15 protein-coding genes are annotated in these 13,797 nt (G+C 72.4%); 3 read left to right on the top strand and 12 right to left on the bottom strand.

Annotated features, from left to right (window positions below):
- Positions 1-3 precede the first annotated feature (3 nt).
- From ACXJKG_RS02465 to ACXJKG_RS02420, 10 genes are all read right to left on the bottom strand, one after another.
- The gene (locus ACXJKG_RS02465) at positions 4-1,710 is read right to left on the bottom strand and encodes an MOSC domain-containing protein (protein ID WP_456844173.1); all 1,707 of its coding nucleotides are present in this window, start codon (positions 1,708-1,710) and stop codon (positions 4-6) included.
- 34 nt (positions 1,711-1,744) lie between these two features.
- On the bottom strand, positions 1,745-2,350 hold the full coding sequence (locus ACXJKG_RS02460) for a redoxin domain-containing protein (protein ID WP_456844172.1): 606 nt from the start codon (positions 2,348-2,350) through the stop codon (positions 1,745-1,747).
- Between the two features lie 80 nt (positions 2,351-2,430).
- Positions 2,431-4,080 carry an ABC transporter permease gene (locus ACXJKG_RS02455; protein WP_456844171.1) on the bottom strand — a complete coding sequence of 550 codons (1,650 nt, stop codon included), beginning with the start codon at positions 4,078-4,080 and terminating at the stop codon, positions 2,431-2,433.
- A complete protein-coding gene (locus tag ACXJKG_RS02450; protein ID WP_456844170.1) occupies positions 4,077-5,021 on the bottom strand; it encodes an ABC transporter ATP-binding protein in 945 nt (314 codons plus the stop codon). Before ACXJKG_RS02450 ends, ACXJKG_RS02455 begins: the two co-directional genes overlap by 4 nt.
- A 25-nt stretch (positions 5,022-5,046) precedes the next feature.
- Positions 5,047-5,706, bottom strand: coding sequence for a TetR family transcriptional regulator (locus ACXJKG_RS02445; protein WP_456844169.1), 660 nt, complete (start codon positions 5,704-5,706; stop codon positions 5,047-5,049).
- 66 nt (positions 5,707-5,772) lie between these two features.
- Positions 5,773-6,789: an alcohol dehydrogenase AdhP gene (gene adhP / locus ACXJKG_RS02440; protein ID WP_456844199.1), complete on the bottom strand. Its 1,017-nt coding sequence runs from the start codon at positions 6,787-6,789 to the stop codon at positions 5,773-5,775.
- Positions 6,790-6,947: 158 nt separating this feature from the next.
- The gene (locus tag ACXJKG_RS02435) at positions 6,948-7,463 is read right to left on the bottom strand and encodes a DsrE/DsrF/DrsH-like family protein (RefSeq protein WP_456844168.1); all 516 of its coding nucleotides are present in this window, start codon (positions 7,461-7,463) and stop codon (positions 6,948-6,950) included.
- Positions 7,464-7,490: 27 nt separating this feature from the next.
- Positions 7,491-7,805: a TusE/DsrC/DsvC family sulfur relay protein gene (locus ACXJKG_RS02430; protein WP_456844167.1), complete on the bottom strand. Its 315-nt coding sequence runs from the start codon at positions 7,803-7,805 to the stop codon at positions 7,491-7,493.
- Positions 7,806-7,818: 13 nt separating this feature from the next.
- Positions 7,819-9,054 carry a type III sulfide quinone reductase, selenoprotein subtype gene (gene sqr / locus ACXJKG_RS02425; RefSeq protein WP_456844166.1) on the bottom strand — a complete coding sequence of 412 codons (1,236 nt, stop codon included), beginning with the start codon at positions 9,052-9,054 and terminating at the stop codon, positions 7,819-7,821.
- The gene (locus ACXJKG_RS02420; RefSeq protein ID WP_456844165.1) at positions 9,051-9,341 is read right to left on the bottom strand and encodes a DUF1876 domain-containing protein; all 291 of its coding nucleotides are present in this window, start codon (positions 9,339-9,341) and stop codon (positions 9,051-9,053) included. The genes sqr and ACXJKG_RS02420 overlap by 4 nt, the downstream gene beginning before the upstream one ends.
- Positions 9,342-9,594: 253 nt before the next feature.
- On the opposite strand from ACXJKG_RS02420, the gene ACXJKG_RS02415 reads away from it, so the two are divergent.
- On the top strand, positions 9,595-10,050 hold the full coding sequence (locus tag ACXJKG_RS02415; protein WP_456844164.1) for a hypothetical protein: 456 nt from the start codon (positions 9,595-9,597) through the stop codon (positions 10,048-10,050).
- Here the strand turns inward: ACXJKG_RS02415 and ACXJKG_RS02410 are convergent.
- Entirely contained in the window at positions 10,020-10,814 is a 795-nt protein-coding gene (locus tag ACXJKG_RS02410) for a VOC family protein (protein ID WP_456844163.1), read from the bottom strand. The genes ACXJKG_RS02415 and ACXJKG_RS02410 overlap by 31 nt on opposite strands.
- Before the next feature lie 103 nt (positions 10,815-10,917).
- Between ACXJKG_RS02410 and ACXJKG_RS02405 the strand changes: the two genes are divergently transcribed.
- Together ACXJKG_RS02405 and ACXJKG_RS02400 are read left to right on the top strand one after the other, a co-directional pair.
- On the top strand, positions 10,918-11,904 hold the full coding sequence (locus tag ACXJKG_RS02405; protein ID WP_456844162.1) for a TIGR03557 family F420-dependent LLM class oxidoreductase: 987 nt from the start codon (positions 10,918-10,920) through the stop codon (positions 11,902-11,904).
- An 11-nt stretch (positions 11,905-11,915) separates the two neighbouring features.
- Entirely contained in the window at positions 11,916-12,281 is a 366-nt protein-coding gene (locus ACXJKG_RS02400) for a hypothetical protein (RefSeq protein WP_456844161.1), read from the top strand.
- A gap of 9 nt (positions 12,282-12,290) precedes the next feature.
- Here the strand turns inward: ACXJKG_RS02400 and ligD are convergent, their stop codons facing one another.
- Positions 12,291-13,781, bottom strand: a complete 1,491-nt coding sequence (ligD, locus tag ACXJKG_RS02395) for a non-homologous end-joining DNA ligase (RefSeq protein ID WP_456844160.1) — start codon at positions 13,779-13,781, stop codon at positions 12,291-12,293.
- Positions 13,782-13,797: the final 16 nt, after the last annotated feature.

Below are 13,797 nucleotides of genomic sequence, written 5' to 3'. Positions count from 1 at the left end.
CCGTCAGAGGTCGAGGACGAGGTCCGTCGTGGGGCGTGCCGAGCAGATGAGCAGCTCGTCGGCGGCCGGCGGCTCGAGCGGCGGCGTCCCGTACGACGCCGACCCGGACAGCACGGCCGTCACGCACGTGTGGCAGACCCCCGTGCGGCACGACCACTGCGTGGGCACGTCGCACGCCTCCGCCAGCTCGAGCACGGAGTCGTAGCCCTCCGACCAGCCGGCCGAGAGGCCGGAGCGCGCGAAGGTCACCTGCGGACCCGCGCCGGCCGGCCCGGGAGGCTGGTGGGGCGGCGGCGGGTCGGCCCGGACGACCCCGGGGTTGATCGGGGAGCGTGAGCCGAAGCGTTCGGTGTGGACGTGGGCCGGGTCGAGGCCCGCCGTGGCCAGGGCGGCGACGACGTCGTCCATGAACGTCTCGGGGCCGCAGACGTACGCGTGCGCGTCGGTCGGCAGGCCCAGGCCGGCGACCACCTCCGCGGTGAGCCGTCCCGCACGGACCCCGGGGGGCAGCGGACCGCTCGGCGTCGTGTAGTACACGAGACGGTGTGCCGCCGGCAGGCGGGCGAGCAGGTCCGCGGCCTCGGCGGCGAAGGCGTGGCTGCGCCCGTCGTGGGTCGTGTGGATCCACCACACCTCGCGGGCGCTGGGTTCGCTCGCGAGCCGGTGCAGCATCGCGAGCACGGGGGTCAGCCCGATGCCCGCGGAGATGAGCAGGACCGATCCGGTGCCGTCGTCGAGCACGAAGCCGCCCCGCGGTGCCGCGACCTCGATCCGGTCCCCCCGGTGCAGCAGCTCGCGCAGGCGCGAGCTGACCACCCCGTCGGACTCGCTCTTCACGCTGATCCGGTAGTCGCCGCCGTCCGGGTCGCCCGACAGCGAGTACGTGCGCACCGGCGCCGGGTCGCCCGCACCGCGCACGCGCAGGCTGAGGAACTGGCCGGGCACGAACTCGGGCAGCCCGCCGTCCCCGGCGAGCCGGAACGACGTCACCGCGGCCGTCTCGGCGACGACGTCGGTGACCGTGAGCGTGCGGAAGCCCGGCCACGACGGCTCCGGCGCGACGGCGACTCCGGCGGGCTGCGCGGTCCCACCGGCGAGCATGCTCCGGAAGGACTCGCGCCAGCCGGGGCTGAGGGCCGGGATGTCCATCGCGATCTCGAGCCGCGCCGGGTCGTGACCGGGCAGGTAGAGGAGGGCGTCGACGTCGGCGACGCTCAGTGCGTGCGGCCCGCGCCTGGTCCGCACGATGGGATCGCCGGCCGCGACGTGCCCCTCGGTCAGGACGCGCAGGTAGAAGCCCGGACGGTGGTGGGCGACCAGCAGCGACGGGAGCTGCGGCTGTCCCATCCGCATCCCGACGCGGAAGCAGGTGACCCGCGGCTGGGTGACCTCGAGCTCGGCCTCGCCGATGCGGTACCGGTCGCCGATGCAGACCTCATCGTCGGCGAGCCCCTCGACGGTGAAGTTCTCGCCGAACGCTCCCGGCTCGAGCTCCGCCAGCCCGAAGTGCTCCTGCCAGTGCCGATAGGACTCGATCTGGTAGACGAGGACGGCGCGCTGCTCGCCGCCGTGCCCGGCGAGGTCGCCCTGCCCGTCGCCGTCGATGTTGAGGCGCCGGACCATCCGCGGCCCGGTGACCGCGCCCTTCCAGACGCCGGTGTGCACGGTCCGGCCGCGCCACGGCACGTCCGCCGGCAGCCCGACGTTCACCGACAGGAGCGTGGCCATCGTGCGCCGGGCCGCGTCAGTCCAGGCCCCGGGCGCGCCGGACCTCGTCGGGCGACCACCGCTCCCAGCCGTGGAACTTCGAGACGTCGCCGGCGTCCCACGCCTCACGCAGCCCGGGGACGCTCAGGTCCCAGTCCGGGCGGAACTCGCTGGAGGCGGCGCGCAGGTCGCGCCACAGGTCGTCGGTGGAGGGCCGGCCCCAGAACCAGTACCCGTTGTAGATGCTGTGGACCACGAGCCCCGGCTTGAGCACGAGCGTGTGCGGGATCATCGGGTCGTTCGCCGGGTCCGTGTACTCCTGGATGTCGAGATCCCGTTGGACGACGCGACCGGGGTCGGACAGGAACGGCCAGTGCGCGCCCACGGACGAGCGGAACTCCTGCAGCGTGTGGCGCTCGTCCGTCGCGATCGTGGCGACCTTTGTGTACGCCACGCCGAGCTTGGGCTGCATCGCGGCGAGGTCGAGGTGCTGCTGGTGCTCCTTCGGGCAGTAGTGCCCGCGGGCGAGCGTCAGGATCATCGGGTCGTCGCCCTGGATCTCGCTCAGCCTGCGCACGGCGCCCGTGTGGTCGGGAAGCTCGTAGTCGGGAAGGACGGCGCCGGGAACGATGTCGGGACGCATGCCGTGCTCATCTCTGTCGTCACGCCAGGACTCCTGCAGGACCCGTCCATCCTGTCCCACCGCGCGCGGTGGCCGCACGCTCAGGCGGGCTGCACGTCCCGCCGGGCGTAGCGGCTGAGCCCGGCCGCGACGAGCGCGCCGGCGACGATCGTCAGGATGATCACGGGCGTCCACGTGAACGGCTCGGCCGGCTGGTACGGCGTCGCCGAGAACGGCAGCGCGTCGAGCACCCAGCCGGGCAGGTGCAGCGCGTCGCCGGCGATGACGACGATCCACATCGCCCCGAGCACCGCCCACGTGCCGGCCACCGCGGCGCGAGGCAGCCACCCGAACAGTGCGACCGCCACGCCGACGAGCACCATGACCGCCGGCCAGTACGCGAGGGCCGCGAGCGCGAGCGACCAGGCGTGCCCCTGCTCACCGATCGACGCACCGTAGGCACCCCCGAACAGCGCGCCGCCGACGACCAGGAGCACCGCCGACCCGACCACGGGGATCGCCAGCCGACCCGCAGCCCACCGGAACCGCGACATCGCGCCGGCCAGCTGCAGCTCCGCCATCCCGGATGCCTCGTCGCTGCGCAGGGCCACGGCGGACTGCACGGCGAACACGGTGACGATCAGGGCGACGAGCTCGACCAGGAGGGCGACCAGCGGGTCGATGCCGGTGCCGCCGGTGATGCTCTGGGCGCTCGAGTCGTCGAGCAGGGCGGTCATCGCCTGGACGACGGACCCGAACAACAGCGCCGACACGGCGACGGTGAGGCTCCAGCCGATCACCGGGCCGCGCTGGAGCCGCAGGGCGAGCCCCAGCGGCGACGCGTAGCGGGCGGGCGCGCCGGCGGGACCCGGACGCTCGGCGACGAGCCCGGCACCGAGGTCGCGGCGGCCTTCCAGGCGCAGGGCGACGAGGTGCAGCACGACGGTCAGGCCGAGCAGCAGCGCGAGCACCCACCAGCGGTTGGCGCCCCAGGGCTGCATCTCCTGCCCCCACCCGATCGGCGAGAGCCACGTGAGCCTGCCGTCGCCGAGGTCGCCGATCATGCGCAGCACGTAGAAGACGCCGAGCACGACCGACCCGATGGTGTTGGCCCCGCGCGACGTCGTCGCGACCTGGTTGGCGACGGCCCCGACGCCGAGCGCGACGGCGCCGACGGCGGCGATCGACGCGCCCACCACGAGCGAACCCGTGATGCCGGCACCGGCCGGGTCGAGGCCGAGCAGGATGGACGAGACGGCCACCCCGACGCCGCACACGAGGCACAGCGCGGCGTTGACCAGCCACGACGCGGTCGAGTACGCGTGCAGGCCCAGCATGCGCGCGCGCAGGAGCTCCGTGCGGCCCAGCTCCTCGTCGGCTCGGCCGCTGCGGGTCACCAGGAACACGACCCCGAACGCGAGCGACAGGGCGCAGGTCATCCAGATCTTCGTCCAGACGGCGCCGCCCAGGGTGTTCGGGGCGGCCGCGAGGCCGGTGAGCGCGCGGATCGACGGCGTGTTGCTCAGCGCCGCGAAGTCGTCCAGCGCCTGCTGCGAGTCGAACAGAGTCTTGTAGTACGCGCCGACGTACGCGAACAGGCCCACCACCACGTACACCCACACGACGAGCCGGACGCGGCTGCGGCGGACGACCAGGCGCACGCCCGTGCCCAGGCCGGCGAACGCGTGCGCGGGCGTCCGCAGCTCCCGCGCCGCGACCGGCGCAGGGGAGCGGGTCGCGACGGCGGTCATGACCGCGCCGCCTCAGGTGCTGCCGTCCCGGCGGCCTCGAGCGCGGCGCCCTGGTCCCCGTAGTGGCGCAGGAACAGCTCCTCCAGCGACGGCGGGTTGGCGACGAGCGAGCGCGGGCGCAGGCTCGCCACGGCCGCCAGCACCGCCGGCAGCTCGGCGTCGTCGACGGCGAACGTGACGTGCCCGTCGGCCCGCTGCAGGTCGTGCACGCCGGGCAGCGCGGCGAGCCGGTCGGCGCCCGCGTCGATCCCGACGGTCACCTGCGAGCGCGTCAGGTGCCGCAGCTCGGCGATGGTCCCCGACTCGACGGTCACGCCGTCGCGGATGATCGTCACCCGGTCGGCGAGCCTCTCCACCTCGGCGAAGATGTGGCTGGACAGCAGCACCGACCGGCCCTCGGCCTTCACCTCCCGGATCGACTCGGTGAACGCCGCCTCCATCAGCGGGTCCAGGCCGGACGTGGGCTCGTCGAGCACGAGCAGCTCGGCCCGCGAGGCCAGCGCCGCGACGAGCGCCACCTTCTGCCGGTTGCCCTTGGAGTACGCCCGGGCCTTCTTCGTCGGGTCGAGCTCGAAGCGGTCGAGCATGGCCTGCTTACGAGCCGGCTCCAGCGGTGCCGACAGGCGCACCAGGATGTCGATCGCCTCGCCGCCCGTGAGGTTCGGCCACAGGTTCACGTCGCCCGGCACGTACGCGATGGACCGGTGCAGTCCGACGGCGTCGGACCACGGGTCGCCGCCGAGGACGGTGGCCCGGCCCGCGTCCGCCCGGATCAGGCCGAGCAGGACGCGGATGGTCGTGGACTTGCCGGCTCCGTTCGGGCCGAGGAACCCGGTGACCTGTCCGGACGGCACCGTCAGGTCGAGCCCGCGCAGGGCGTGGACGCGGCCGAAGCTCTTGGTGAGGCCCTCGACCTCGATGGCGTTCTCGGTGCTGCTCATGGCCGTGCTTCTTCCTTCGAGAGGGTCAGGTGGCGGGGGAGCCCTGGCCGCCCGGCGGTTCCCACAGGTACTGCAGGTAGTCGTCGAGCATGGTCCGGTCCGCGAGGAACCCTTCGGTGCCGACCTCGAGGATCGGCAGGATGAACTCGTCGTCCGCGGCGCGCATCGACGCGACGAACTCGTCGGGGGTCGCGTGCTCGGTGGTGAGGAACCGCACGAGCATCGCGCCCATCGTCTGGTACGTGAGGTACCGCAGCCGCGCCTCCTCGTCGCGCGAGGGGCGCACGAGGCCGCTCTCGACGCCGAGCTTCATGACGACGCGTGCGTCGTCGACGAGCCGGTCGAGGAAGATCCGGGCGGCGGGTCCGCCGGCGTGGATCGCCCGCAGGAGGTAGACGACCACGGTCGGCGACGCCCCGGGATGCGTGAGCCCGTCGAGCAGGTGGGAGCTGGGCCGATCGACGGCGTCGGTCTTGATCTCGCGGTACCGGCGCAGGACCTCGGCGTCGCACTCCTCGCGCAACGCCTCCTTGGGGCCGAAGTGGTGCGTGATCAGGCCGGGAGAGACGCCGGCCTGCGCGGCGATGGTCCGGAACGAGGCCCCGAACCCTTCGCGGGCGAAGGATTCGATGGCCGCGTCCCGGATCCGGGCGCGAGCGGTGAGATCGCTCTGCGCTGTATGCACAACCAGCACGCTATACGCGTGACCAGTCGCCCGCAAGAGTCATCGCACCGACGCGCCGGGGAGCCGTCAGCGCATGTCCATGACGATGCGTCCGTCGATCTCGCCGCGGAGCATCTCGGCGAAGATCGCGTTGATGTCGTCGAGCGGGCGGACCGTGTAGGTCGGGTTGACCAGGCCGCGGGCGTAGAAGTCCAGCGCCTCGGTCATGTCCTTGCGGGTGCCGACGATCGACCCTCGCACGGTGAGCCCGAACAGCACGGTGGTGAAGATGTCCAGCGGGAACTGCTCCGGCGGAAGCCCCACCAGGGCGACCGTGCCACCACGACGCAGCGCGCCGACCGCCTGGGGGAACGCGTGGGCGTTCACGGCGGTGACGAGCGCGCCGTGCACCCCACCCGTGAGCTCGCTGAGCCGCGCGGCCGGGTCCGCCTCGACGGCGGCGTTCACCACGACCTCGGCGCCGTGCTTGGTCGCGAGCGCCAGCTTGGTCTCGTCGACGTCGATCGCGGCGACCCGGCGACCCATCGCGACCGCGTACTGCACCGCGAGGTGCCCGAGGCCGCCGATGCCGGAGATCAGCACCCACTCACCGGGCTTGGTGTCGGTCATCTTCAGGCCCTTGTAGACGGTGACGCCCGCGCACAGCACGGGCGCGGCGCCCGCCGGGTCGACGCCGTCGGGGATGACCGGGCAGTAGCGGGCGTCGACGACCATGTACTGGCCGAAGGAGCCGTCGACCGAGTACCCGCTGTTGCGCTGGTTCGGGCACAGGGTCTCCCAGCCGGTCTCGCAGTACTCGCACTCGCCGCACGCCGACCACAGCCAGGCGTTGCCCACCAGGTCACCCACCGCGACGCGCGTCACGGCGTCCCCGACCGCGACCACGTGCCCGACACCCTCGTGCCCGGGGATGAAGGGCGGGGTGGGCTTCACCGGCCAGTCACCGCGGGCAGCGTGCAGGTCCGTGTGGCACACGCCGGAGAAGTCGACCCGGACCAGCGCCTCGTGCGGTCCCACCGTGGGGATCGGCACCTCCGCCACGTCGAGGTCGGTGGTGAACGACCGGACGACGCCGGCCTTCATGGTGTTCATGGTGTGCACTCCTCAGTCCGTCCGACCCCGTCTCCGGGGGCCCCGCGTCGCTGCGAGGACTCCAGGATTTGCCCTGCGCAGACACGCCTCCTAGGGCCGCAGGTCCTGTGTCTCGGCACGGGCTCGGAGGCATGGCCTCCCGCTCCCGGCTAGATGAACAGCAGCTGGGCGCCGTCGGTCTTCTCGATGAAGTCGCTGGCGCTGATGATGCCCTCGACGTCGTCGTCGAGATCGGCGAGCGTCAGGTGGTTCATGTCGGCCGACAGCCGGCACGCCCACAGGTGCCCGCCCGACGCGACGATCTGCTCGAGGAACTCGGGCACGTCGGGCACGTCCAGGTCGGCGATCGCCTTCTTCAGCCTCGAGGTGGCCATCGCGGTCATCCCGGGCAGACCGCCCAAGCCCTGCGGCATGTGCGTGGCGGTGTTGCCGAGCATGGTGAACTTCAGGTCGTCCATCGTCGCCTTGGTGATGATGTCGAGGCCCCAGAACGTGAAGAACAGGTGGGTCTCGACGCCCTCGCCCAGTGCCGCGTTGGCCAGGATCAGGCCCGGGTAGGCCATGTCGAGGTTGCCCTTGGAGCAGATGATCGCGAGCCTGCGACCGGATGCCGTCTCGCCCCCGAGCTGGGGGACGACCGCGGTGTCGGTGTCGGTGATGGTCATCGAAGTGCCTCTCGTCGTCGTGCCGGGTCAGACGCAGCCCACGGGCTTGGGGAGGCCGGCGACGTACGCCATCTTCTTGGCCGGCTTCTGGGGGAACAGGCGGAACAGGTCCTTGACCGCGACGCCGCTGCCCGCCGAGGCGCGGCGCAGGGTCGCGGTCTCTCCGCGCTGCGCGAAGTCGGCCCGCAGGAACTCGAGCACAGCGCGGTGCTCGTCGGTGAGCGTGAGGCCGATCTGCGTCGCCAGCACGGTGGCGAGCTCGTCGTCCCACTCGGACAGATCGGTGAGGAACCCTTCCTCGTCGACGTGGACCTGGTGACCGTCGAGGGTCGTGACAGGCATGGCGCACCTCTCTCTAGGACGTGGTGGCGGGGGCTTGCTTGCCGACCATGGACATGGCCGGTGCGAGCGGCAGGGGGCGTCCGGGCAGGAGGACGTTCCAGTAGACCCAGCGGAACGCGAGCTTCCCGAGGTGGTTGGCGCGGCTCTCCTTGAGCAGGCTCATCGGCCCGAGGTACGGCGCGGGGAACGTGCCGGGCAGCGGCTGCGTCTCGTAGTTGAAGTCGAGCAGGAGCGCCTTGCCGTCGCCCGACTCGACGAAGCAGTTGGCGTGGCCGTCGAACGAGTGCGTCATGGGCCGACCCGCCGCGAGCTCCACCAGGTTGTCGACCAGCACGTCGACCGAGAAGTGGGCGACCGACCCCGCCTTGGACGTGGGGATGTCGGAGGCGTCGCCGACCGCGAAGATCCGCGGGTCCGCCGTCGACTGCAGGGTGTGCTTGTCCACCGGCACGAACCCCAGCTCGTCGCCGAGCCCGGACCGGGTGACGAAGTCGGCCCCCATGTGCAACGGCACCGTCACGAGCAGGTCGAACGGGATCTCGCGCCCGTCGTACGAGACCAGCGTCGTGTCCTCGATGTGCTCGACCAGGAAGTCCGGCTCCACGGCGACGCCGCGGTCGGAGAGCATGGACCCGAGACGCTCGGAGGCGATCGGCTTGGTGAACGCACCGTCCAGCGGCGTCACGAACACGAGGTCGGTGTGCGAGCGCAGCCCGCGTTCGCGCAGCCAGTCGTCGGCGAGGAACGTGAACTCGAGGGGCGCGACCGGGCACTTGATCGGCATGTCGGTCACGTGGACCACGAGGCGCCCACCGCGGAACCGCCGCAACGCCGTGGCCAGCGCCTTCGCGCCGTCGAGCGTGTAGAAGTCGAAGATGCTCCGCCGCCACTGCGGCCCGAGCATCCCGGGCGTCTGGTCGGGCCGGGGCGTGGTCCCGGACGCGATCACGAGGTAGTCGTAGGGGAGCAGGCGACCGTCCAGCAGGACGACCTCCCGCGCGGAGGCGTCGACCCGRTCGACCGCCTCGAGCACCAGGTCCACGCCGTCGTGCACGAACGCGTGGCGAGACCGGACGAGCCCGTCCGTCGGGCCGCCGAACGGCACGAACAGGAAGCCGGGCTGGTACGCGTGCGCGTCGTCGCGGTCGACGACCGTGATCGTCCAGGTGTCGTCCAGCCGCCGCCGGAGCTTGTTGACCAGCATGGTGCCGGCCGTCCCGGCACCGAGCACCACCACGTTCCTGGTCATGGCCGGAGGTGGACGATCTGCACGTCGTCGTGCTCGATCGCCTCGATGTCGTCGGAGGTCGCCTGCAGCAGACGGTCGGCCAGGTCTCGCAACGACCGGGCGGCCGCCAGCTCCTCACCGATCTCGGGGACGTCGACGTCCTGGGGCGTTCGGCGTGCGCGGCCGTAGCCGTCGAGGGTCGTCCCGCTCGAGGTCGTGAGCACGGCGTGCGCCTTCGTGACACCCGTGTCGTGCCTCGGATCGTCCGCGTCGAACAGATAGATCGCGACTTTCCACGTGCGTGCCATGACGCCTTCTCCCTCCGCACGTCGGGTGGCGCCCCGCCCGAGTGGTGGGGCCCTCCTCACACCCACGTTTCGCCGGGCCGGCCTCGACGGATAGGGCAGAAGGTCCCGCGCACCGCCGTCGCCGGGTTCGGGCGCCGGTGAACCCGTGGTCCTGCTGTCTCGTCTCAACTCATGTCGGGCCCGTCGTGGGCTCGCGGAGGAAGGGTTGACGATGAAGACGATCCTGAGGCGCGTAGCAGTGGCATCGGCAGTCGTGCTGACCGTGGGACTGGCCGGGGCTCCGGCGGCCTTCGCCAACGGCGATCACGGCGGTGGGGGTGGGCGGACCATCCTGAGCGCTGAGGTGGCGGGCAGCCTGACCACCGATCCGGTGCTGTTCGGGCCCGCGGCGCCGGTAGCACCCGGCGGTGCGGACTGGGTGATCCGCGACGGCGACGCCCGCCTGCGGCACGACGGTCGGCTGGACGTCAAGGTCGAGGGCCTGGTCCTGACGTCGACGGGCGCGAACCCGGTGACCACGGTCTCGGCGAGCGTCGCGTGCAACGGTGCCGTGGTCGCAACGACGGCCGTCATCCCGTTCTCGTCCACGGGTGACGCCAGGATCCACGCCACGGTGGCTCTGCCGCAGCGGTGCATCGCCCCGGTGGTGCTGCTCAACCCGCGCGGCAACCCGGCCGTCTACATCGGCGTGACCGGCACCGAGGGCTGAGGTCGGTCCGGTCCGCGGTCGGTGCCGGCCGCGGACCGGGCGGTCGCCTGACCGCCGACGTGGATGCTGAACTCGGTGCCGTCGGGGTCGGCGAGTGCGAGCGTGCCGTCGCCGGCGCTGCCCAGTCGCACGGCGCCGAGGGCGACCAGGCGGTCCACCTCGGCCGCCACGTCCTCGTCGGGCACGGCGAGGTCGAACCGCAGGCGGTCCCTTTCGTGCCGGGGCGCCGGGGGCTCGCCGCCCCAGGAGACCTTCGTGCCTCCGAGCGGGGACTGGACGGCCGTCTCCTGATGCTGGTCCCACACCAGCGGCCAGCCCAGCGCCTCGGCCCAGAACAGGCCGACGTCCCGTGGGCCCGTACAGGTCAGCTCCCCGAGGAAGCCGCAGCCGGCGAGGAACGAGTTGCCGGGCTCGATCACGCAGAACGCGTAACCCTCGGGATCGGCCAGCACCACGTGCTGCTCCTCGGGGAGCTGCCCGACGTCGAGGTGGTCGGCGCCGAGCTCGAGCGCTCGTGCGACCGTGCGTCGCTGGTCGTCCGCGTCGGTGCCCGTCAGGTGCAGGTGCATCCGGCGCGGATCGACCTCGTCCGCCTGGCTCGCGACGAACCGTAGCCCGAGCTGCTGGTCGGAGCCCGGCACCAGCGCACCCAGCGGATCGAGCGGGTCCTGGACGACGTCCCGTCCCAGGAGGGCTGCCCAGAAGCTCGCCAGGCGGGCGGGGTCGTGAGCCTCGACGGTCAGAGCCCTCAGTCGGCTGGTCACCCTCGCAACCTAGGCGCGGTCCCGGTGTCCGGGCACGGCTTGTGAGGCGGCGCACGGCGCTCGACCGGATGCGACGGAGCGCGCCGGGTGCGACGGTCGACAGGTGACACGTCTTGGCTACACCCTCATGACCGAGCAGTCCGGACCGAAGGACCTGGTCCGCTACTCCATCGCCGCCGAGCGCCTCGGGTTCGACTTCGAGGTGGCCAGCGACCACTACTTCCCCTGGCTCGACGAGCAGGGTCATGCCCCGTACGCGTGGACTCTGCTGGGCGCGGTCGCCCAGGCGACCGAGCGCGTGGAGCTCATGACCTACGTGACCTGCCCGACCATCCGGTACCACCCAGCCGTCGTCGCGCAGAAGGCCGCGACGCTCGGGGTGCTGTCCGACGGTCGGTTCCAGCTCAACCTCGGCGCGGGGGAGAACCTCAACGAGCACGTGGTCGGCGAGCGGTGGCCCGCGGTCGGCGAGCGGCAGGACATGCTCGAGGAGGCGATCGAGATCATCCGCGCGCTGCTCACGGGCGACCGCGTGAACATCGCGGGCGACTTCTTCCAGGTGGACTCGGCGAAGGTCTGGGACCTGCCCGACGAGCCGATCCAGATCGGTGCCGCGGTCTCGGGACCCGACTCGATCGCGCGGTTCGCCACCCTCGTGGACCACCTGGTCGCCGTCGAGCCCGACGCCGACGCGATCCGGGCCTGGGACGACGCTCGTGGCCACGCGCTGCCGGAGTCGCGCAAGATCGGGCAGATCCCGATCAGCTGGGACCCCGACCGTGAGAAGGCCGTGGCCCGGGCGCACGAGCAGTTCCGCTGGTTCGCCGGCGGCTGGAAGGTGAACGCCGACCTGCCGACGACGGAGGCGTTCGACGCCGCGAGCCAGTTCGTACGCCCGTCCGACGTCGCCGAGCAGATCCCGTGCGGCCCGGACCTTGACGCCGTGGTCGAGGCGGTCTCCGTGTACTGGGAGGCCGGGTTCACCGACATCGCGCTCGTGCAGATCGGCGACGAGGGGCAGGACCAGTTCCTGTCGACGGCGGCCGGGCCGCTGCTCGAGAAGCTCCGCGCCGCCGCCCCCACCGACTGAGAGGGATCGACATGGCTGTGACCGCATTCGGCGACCTCCCCCTGGCCGACCGTGACCGCGCGTGGGACGGCGACGCCGCCGAGAAGCGGGTCCGCGCCTGGGTCGAGGCCGAGGACGGGCCCAACGAGAAGTACCGGGACGCGCACGTCTGGTACGACGCCGACTCCAAGGAGAACTTCACCGCGTACAAGCTGCTGATCGCGGACGTCGTCGACGGGCGGTTGAAGGCGGTCCCGCGCGGCGTCTTCGCGGCCGCCGCGGTGATGCAGGGCTCCCGCGGCGGCGTCGACGTCCCCGACAGGGACCGTGACCGCATCAAGAGCCACCTGGCGAAGTACTACGCCAAGCTCGACGAGACGGCGCCCTGGGACGACTGACCCAATGGCTCAGTCCTCGCGTACGACGTCGCCGGGCCTCTTGTCCGGTCGCAGGCCGCGCCAGGCCGGGTGGCGCAGGCGGCCGTCGTCGGTCCACTCGGTGTAGGCCACCTCGCCGACGAGCTCGGGCCGGACCCAGTGGACGTCGCGTGACTCCGCCGCCGGCAGCCGCCCCTCGAACGGCGGCGTCGGCCGTTCGAGCGCCCGCAGGCGCACCAGCAGGTCGTCGAGCATCCGGCGGGTGAACCCCGTGCCGACCCGGCCCGCCGGGCGCAGCTCCCCGTCCTGGTGGACCGCGACGACCAGCGCCCCGATCGTGTCGGCGCGGTTCCCCTTGCCGGGCCGCCAGCCCGCGATCACGACCTCCTGCATGCGGACGTGCTTCACCTTCACCCAGTCCGGCGAGCGGCTGCCGGGACGGTACGGAGCGGACCGTCGCTTGACCAGCACCCCCTCGAGCCGGCCCTCGAGGCTCGCGGTCAGCACGTCCTGTCCCGGGCCGTCGAAGGACGGGGGAGTCTGCCACGACGGCCCGGCCACGCCGAGACTCTCGAGCAGACGGCGACGCTCGTCGTACGGCAGCGAGACWGTCGACCGCCCGTCGAGGTGGAGGACGTCGAACACCAGGTAGACCACCGGCACCGACCGGGCCAGACGCCGCGCGGCGGACGGGTCCGCGACGTGCATCCGCTGCTGCAGGCGCCCGAAGTCCGGGGCACCGCCCGCGTCGAAGGCGACCAGCTCTCCGTCGAGGACGACCGGCGTCGACCCGAGCTGCTCGCCCATGCCGGCGATCTCGGGGTACGAGCGAGTGATGTCGAGGTCGTTGCGGGACATCAGCCGCACGCGCCCGCCATCGACGTACGCGACGGCGCGCACCCCGTCCCACTTCATCTCGAACGCCCAGCCGTCGTCGTCGGTCGGCAGCTCACCGGGCACGGCGAGCATCGGGCGCACCAGGGCGGGCTGTGGCTCCCAGTCCGGCCGCGTGGGGGGATCCATGCGGTGCACCATCCAGCTCTTCCCGTCGTCGGGTGCGTCGGCCGGCCTGCCCTTCGGGCGCGTGGCGAACAGCACGTACCTGCCCTGCACGCGCTCGCCGTGCAGCACCACCTGCACCTCGCGCTCCGACCACTTCACCAGGTCGTACGTGCCGTGGTCCCAGACGGTGACGCGGCCGCCGCCGTACTCCCCGGCGCCGATCTCGCCCTCGAACGTGGCGTACTCGAGCGGGTGGTCCTCGGTGTGCACGGCCAGGTGGTTGGTCTTCTGGTCCTGCGGCAACCCCTTCGGGACGGCCCACGACACCAGGACCCCGTCGCGCTCGAGGCGGAAGTCCCAGTGCAGCGCTCGGGCGTGGTGCTCCTGGATGACGAAGCTCCGGCCGTCGCCGGAGGGGGGGCTCGAGCCCGGGGCCGGGACGGGCTCGGGCGTGCGCGCCGGATCCCGCTTGGCTCGGTACTGCGCGAGCCGTTCGCTCTCGGGCGTCGGATCGGGCACGGCACGAGTCTCTCGC

The sequence above is a fragment of the Cellulomonas sp. P5_C6 genome, assembly GCF_054049635.1.
This window is presented reverse-complemented; position numbering and strand designations above follow the sequence as displayed.

Bases quoted from the DNA above. Each gene is read 5' to 3' on its own strand.
- ACXJKG_RS02450 (WP_456844170.1), bottom strand. From the start codon at position 5,021: ATGAGCAGCACCGAGAACGCCATCGAGGTCGAGGGCCTCACCAAGAGC.
- ACXJKG_RS02420 (WP_456844165.1), bottom strand. From the start codon at position 9,341: ATGGCACGCACGTGGAAAGTCGCGATCTATCTGTTCGACGCGGACGAT.
- ACXJKG_RS02400 (WP_456844161.1), top strand. From the start codon at position 11,916: ATGGCTGTGACCGCATTCGGCGACCTCCCCCTGGCCGACCGTGACCGC.
- ACXJKG_RS02435 (WP_456844168.1), bottom strand. From the start codon at position 7,463: ATGACCATCACCGACACCGACACCGCGGTCGTCCCCCAGCTCGGGGGC.
- ACXJKG_RS02430 (WP_456844167.1), bottom strand. From the start codon at position 7,805: ATGCCTGTCACGACCCTCGACGGTCACCAGGTCCACGTCGACGAGGAA.
- adhP (WP_456844199.1), bottom strand. From the start codon at position 6,789: ATGAAGGCCGGCGTCGTCCGGTCGTTCACCACCGACCTCGACGTGGCG.
- ACXJKG_RS02455 (WP_456844171.1), bottom strand. From the start codon at position 4,080: ATGACCGCCGTCGCGACCCGCTCCCCTGCGCCGGTCGCGGCGCGGGAG.
- ACXJKG_RS02460 (WP_456844172.1), bottom strand. From the start codon at position 2,350: ATGCGTCCCGACATCGTTCCCGGCGCCGTCCTTCCCGACTACGAGCTT.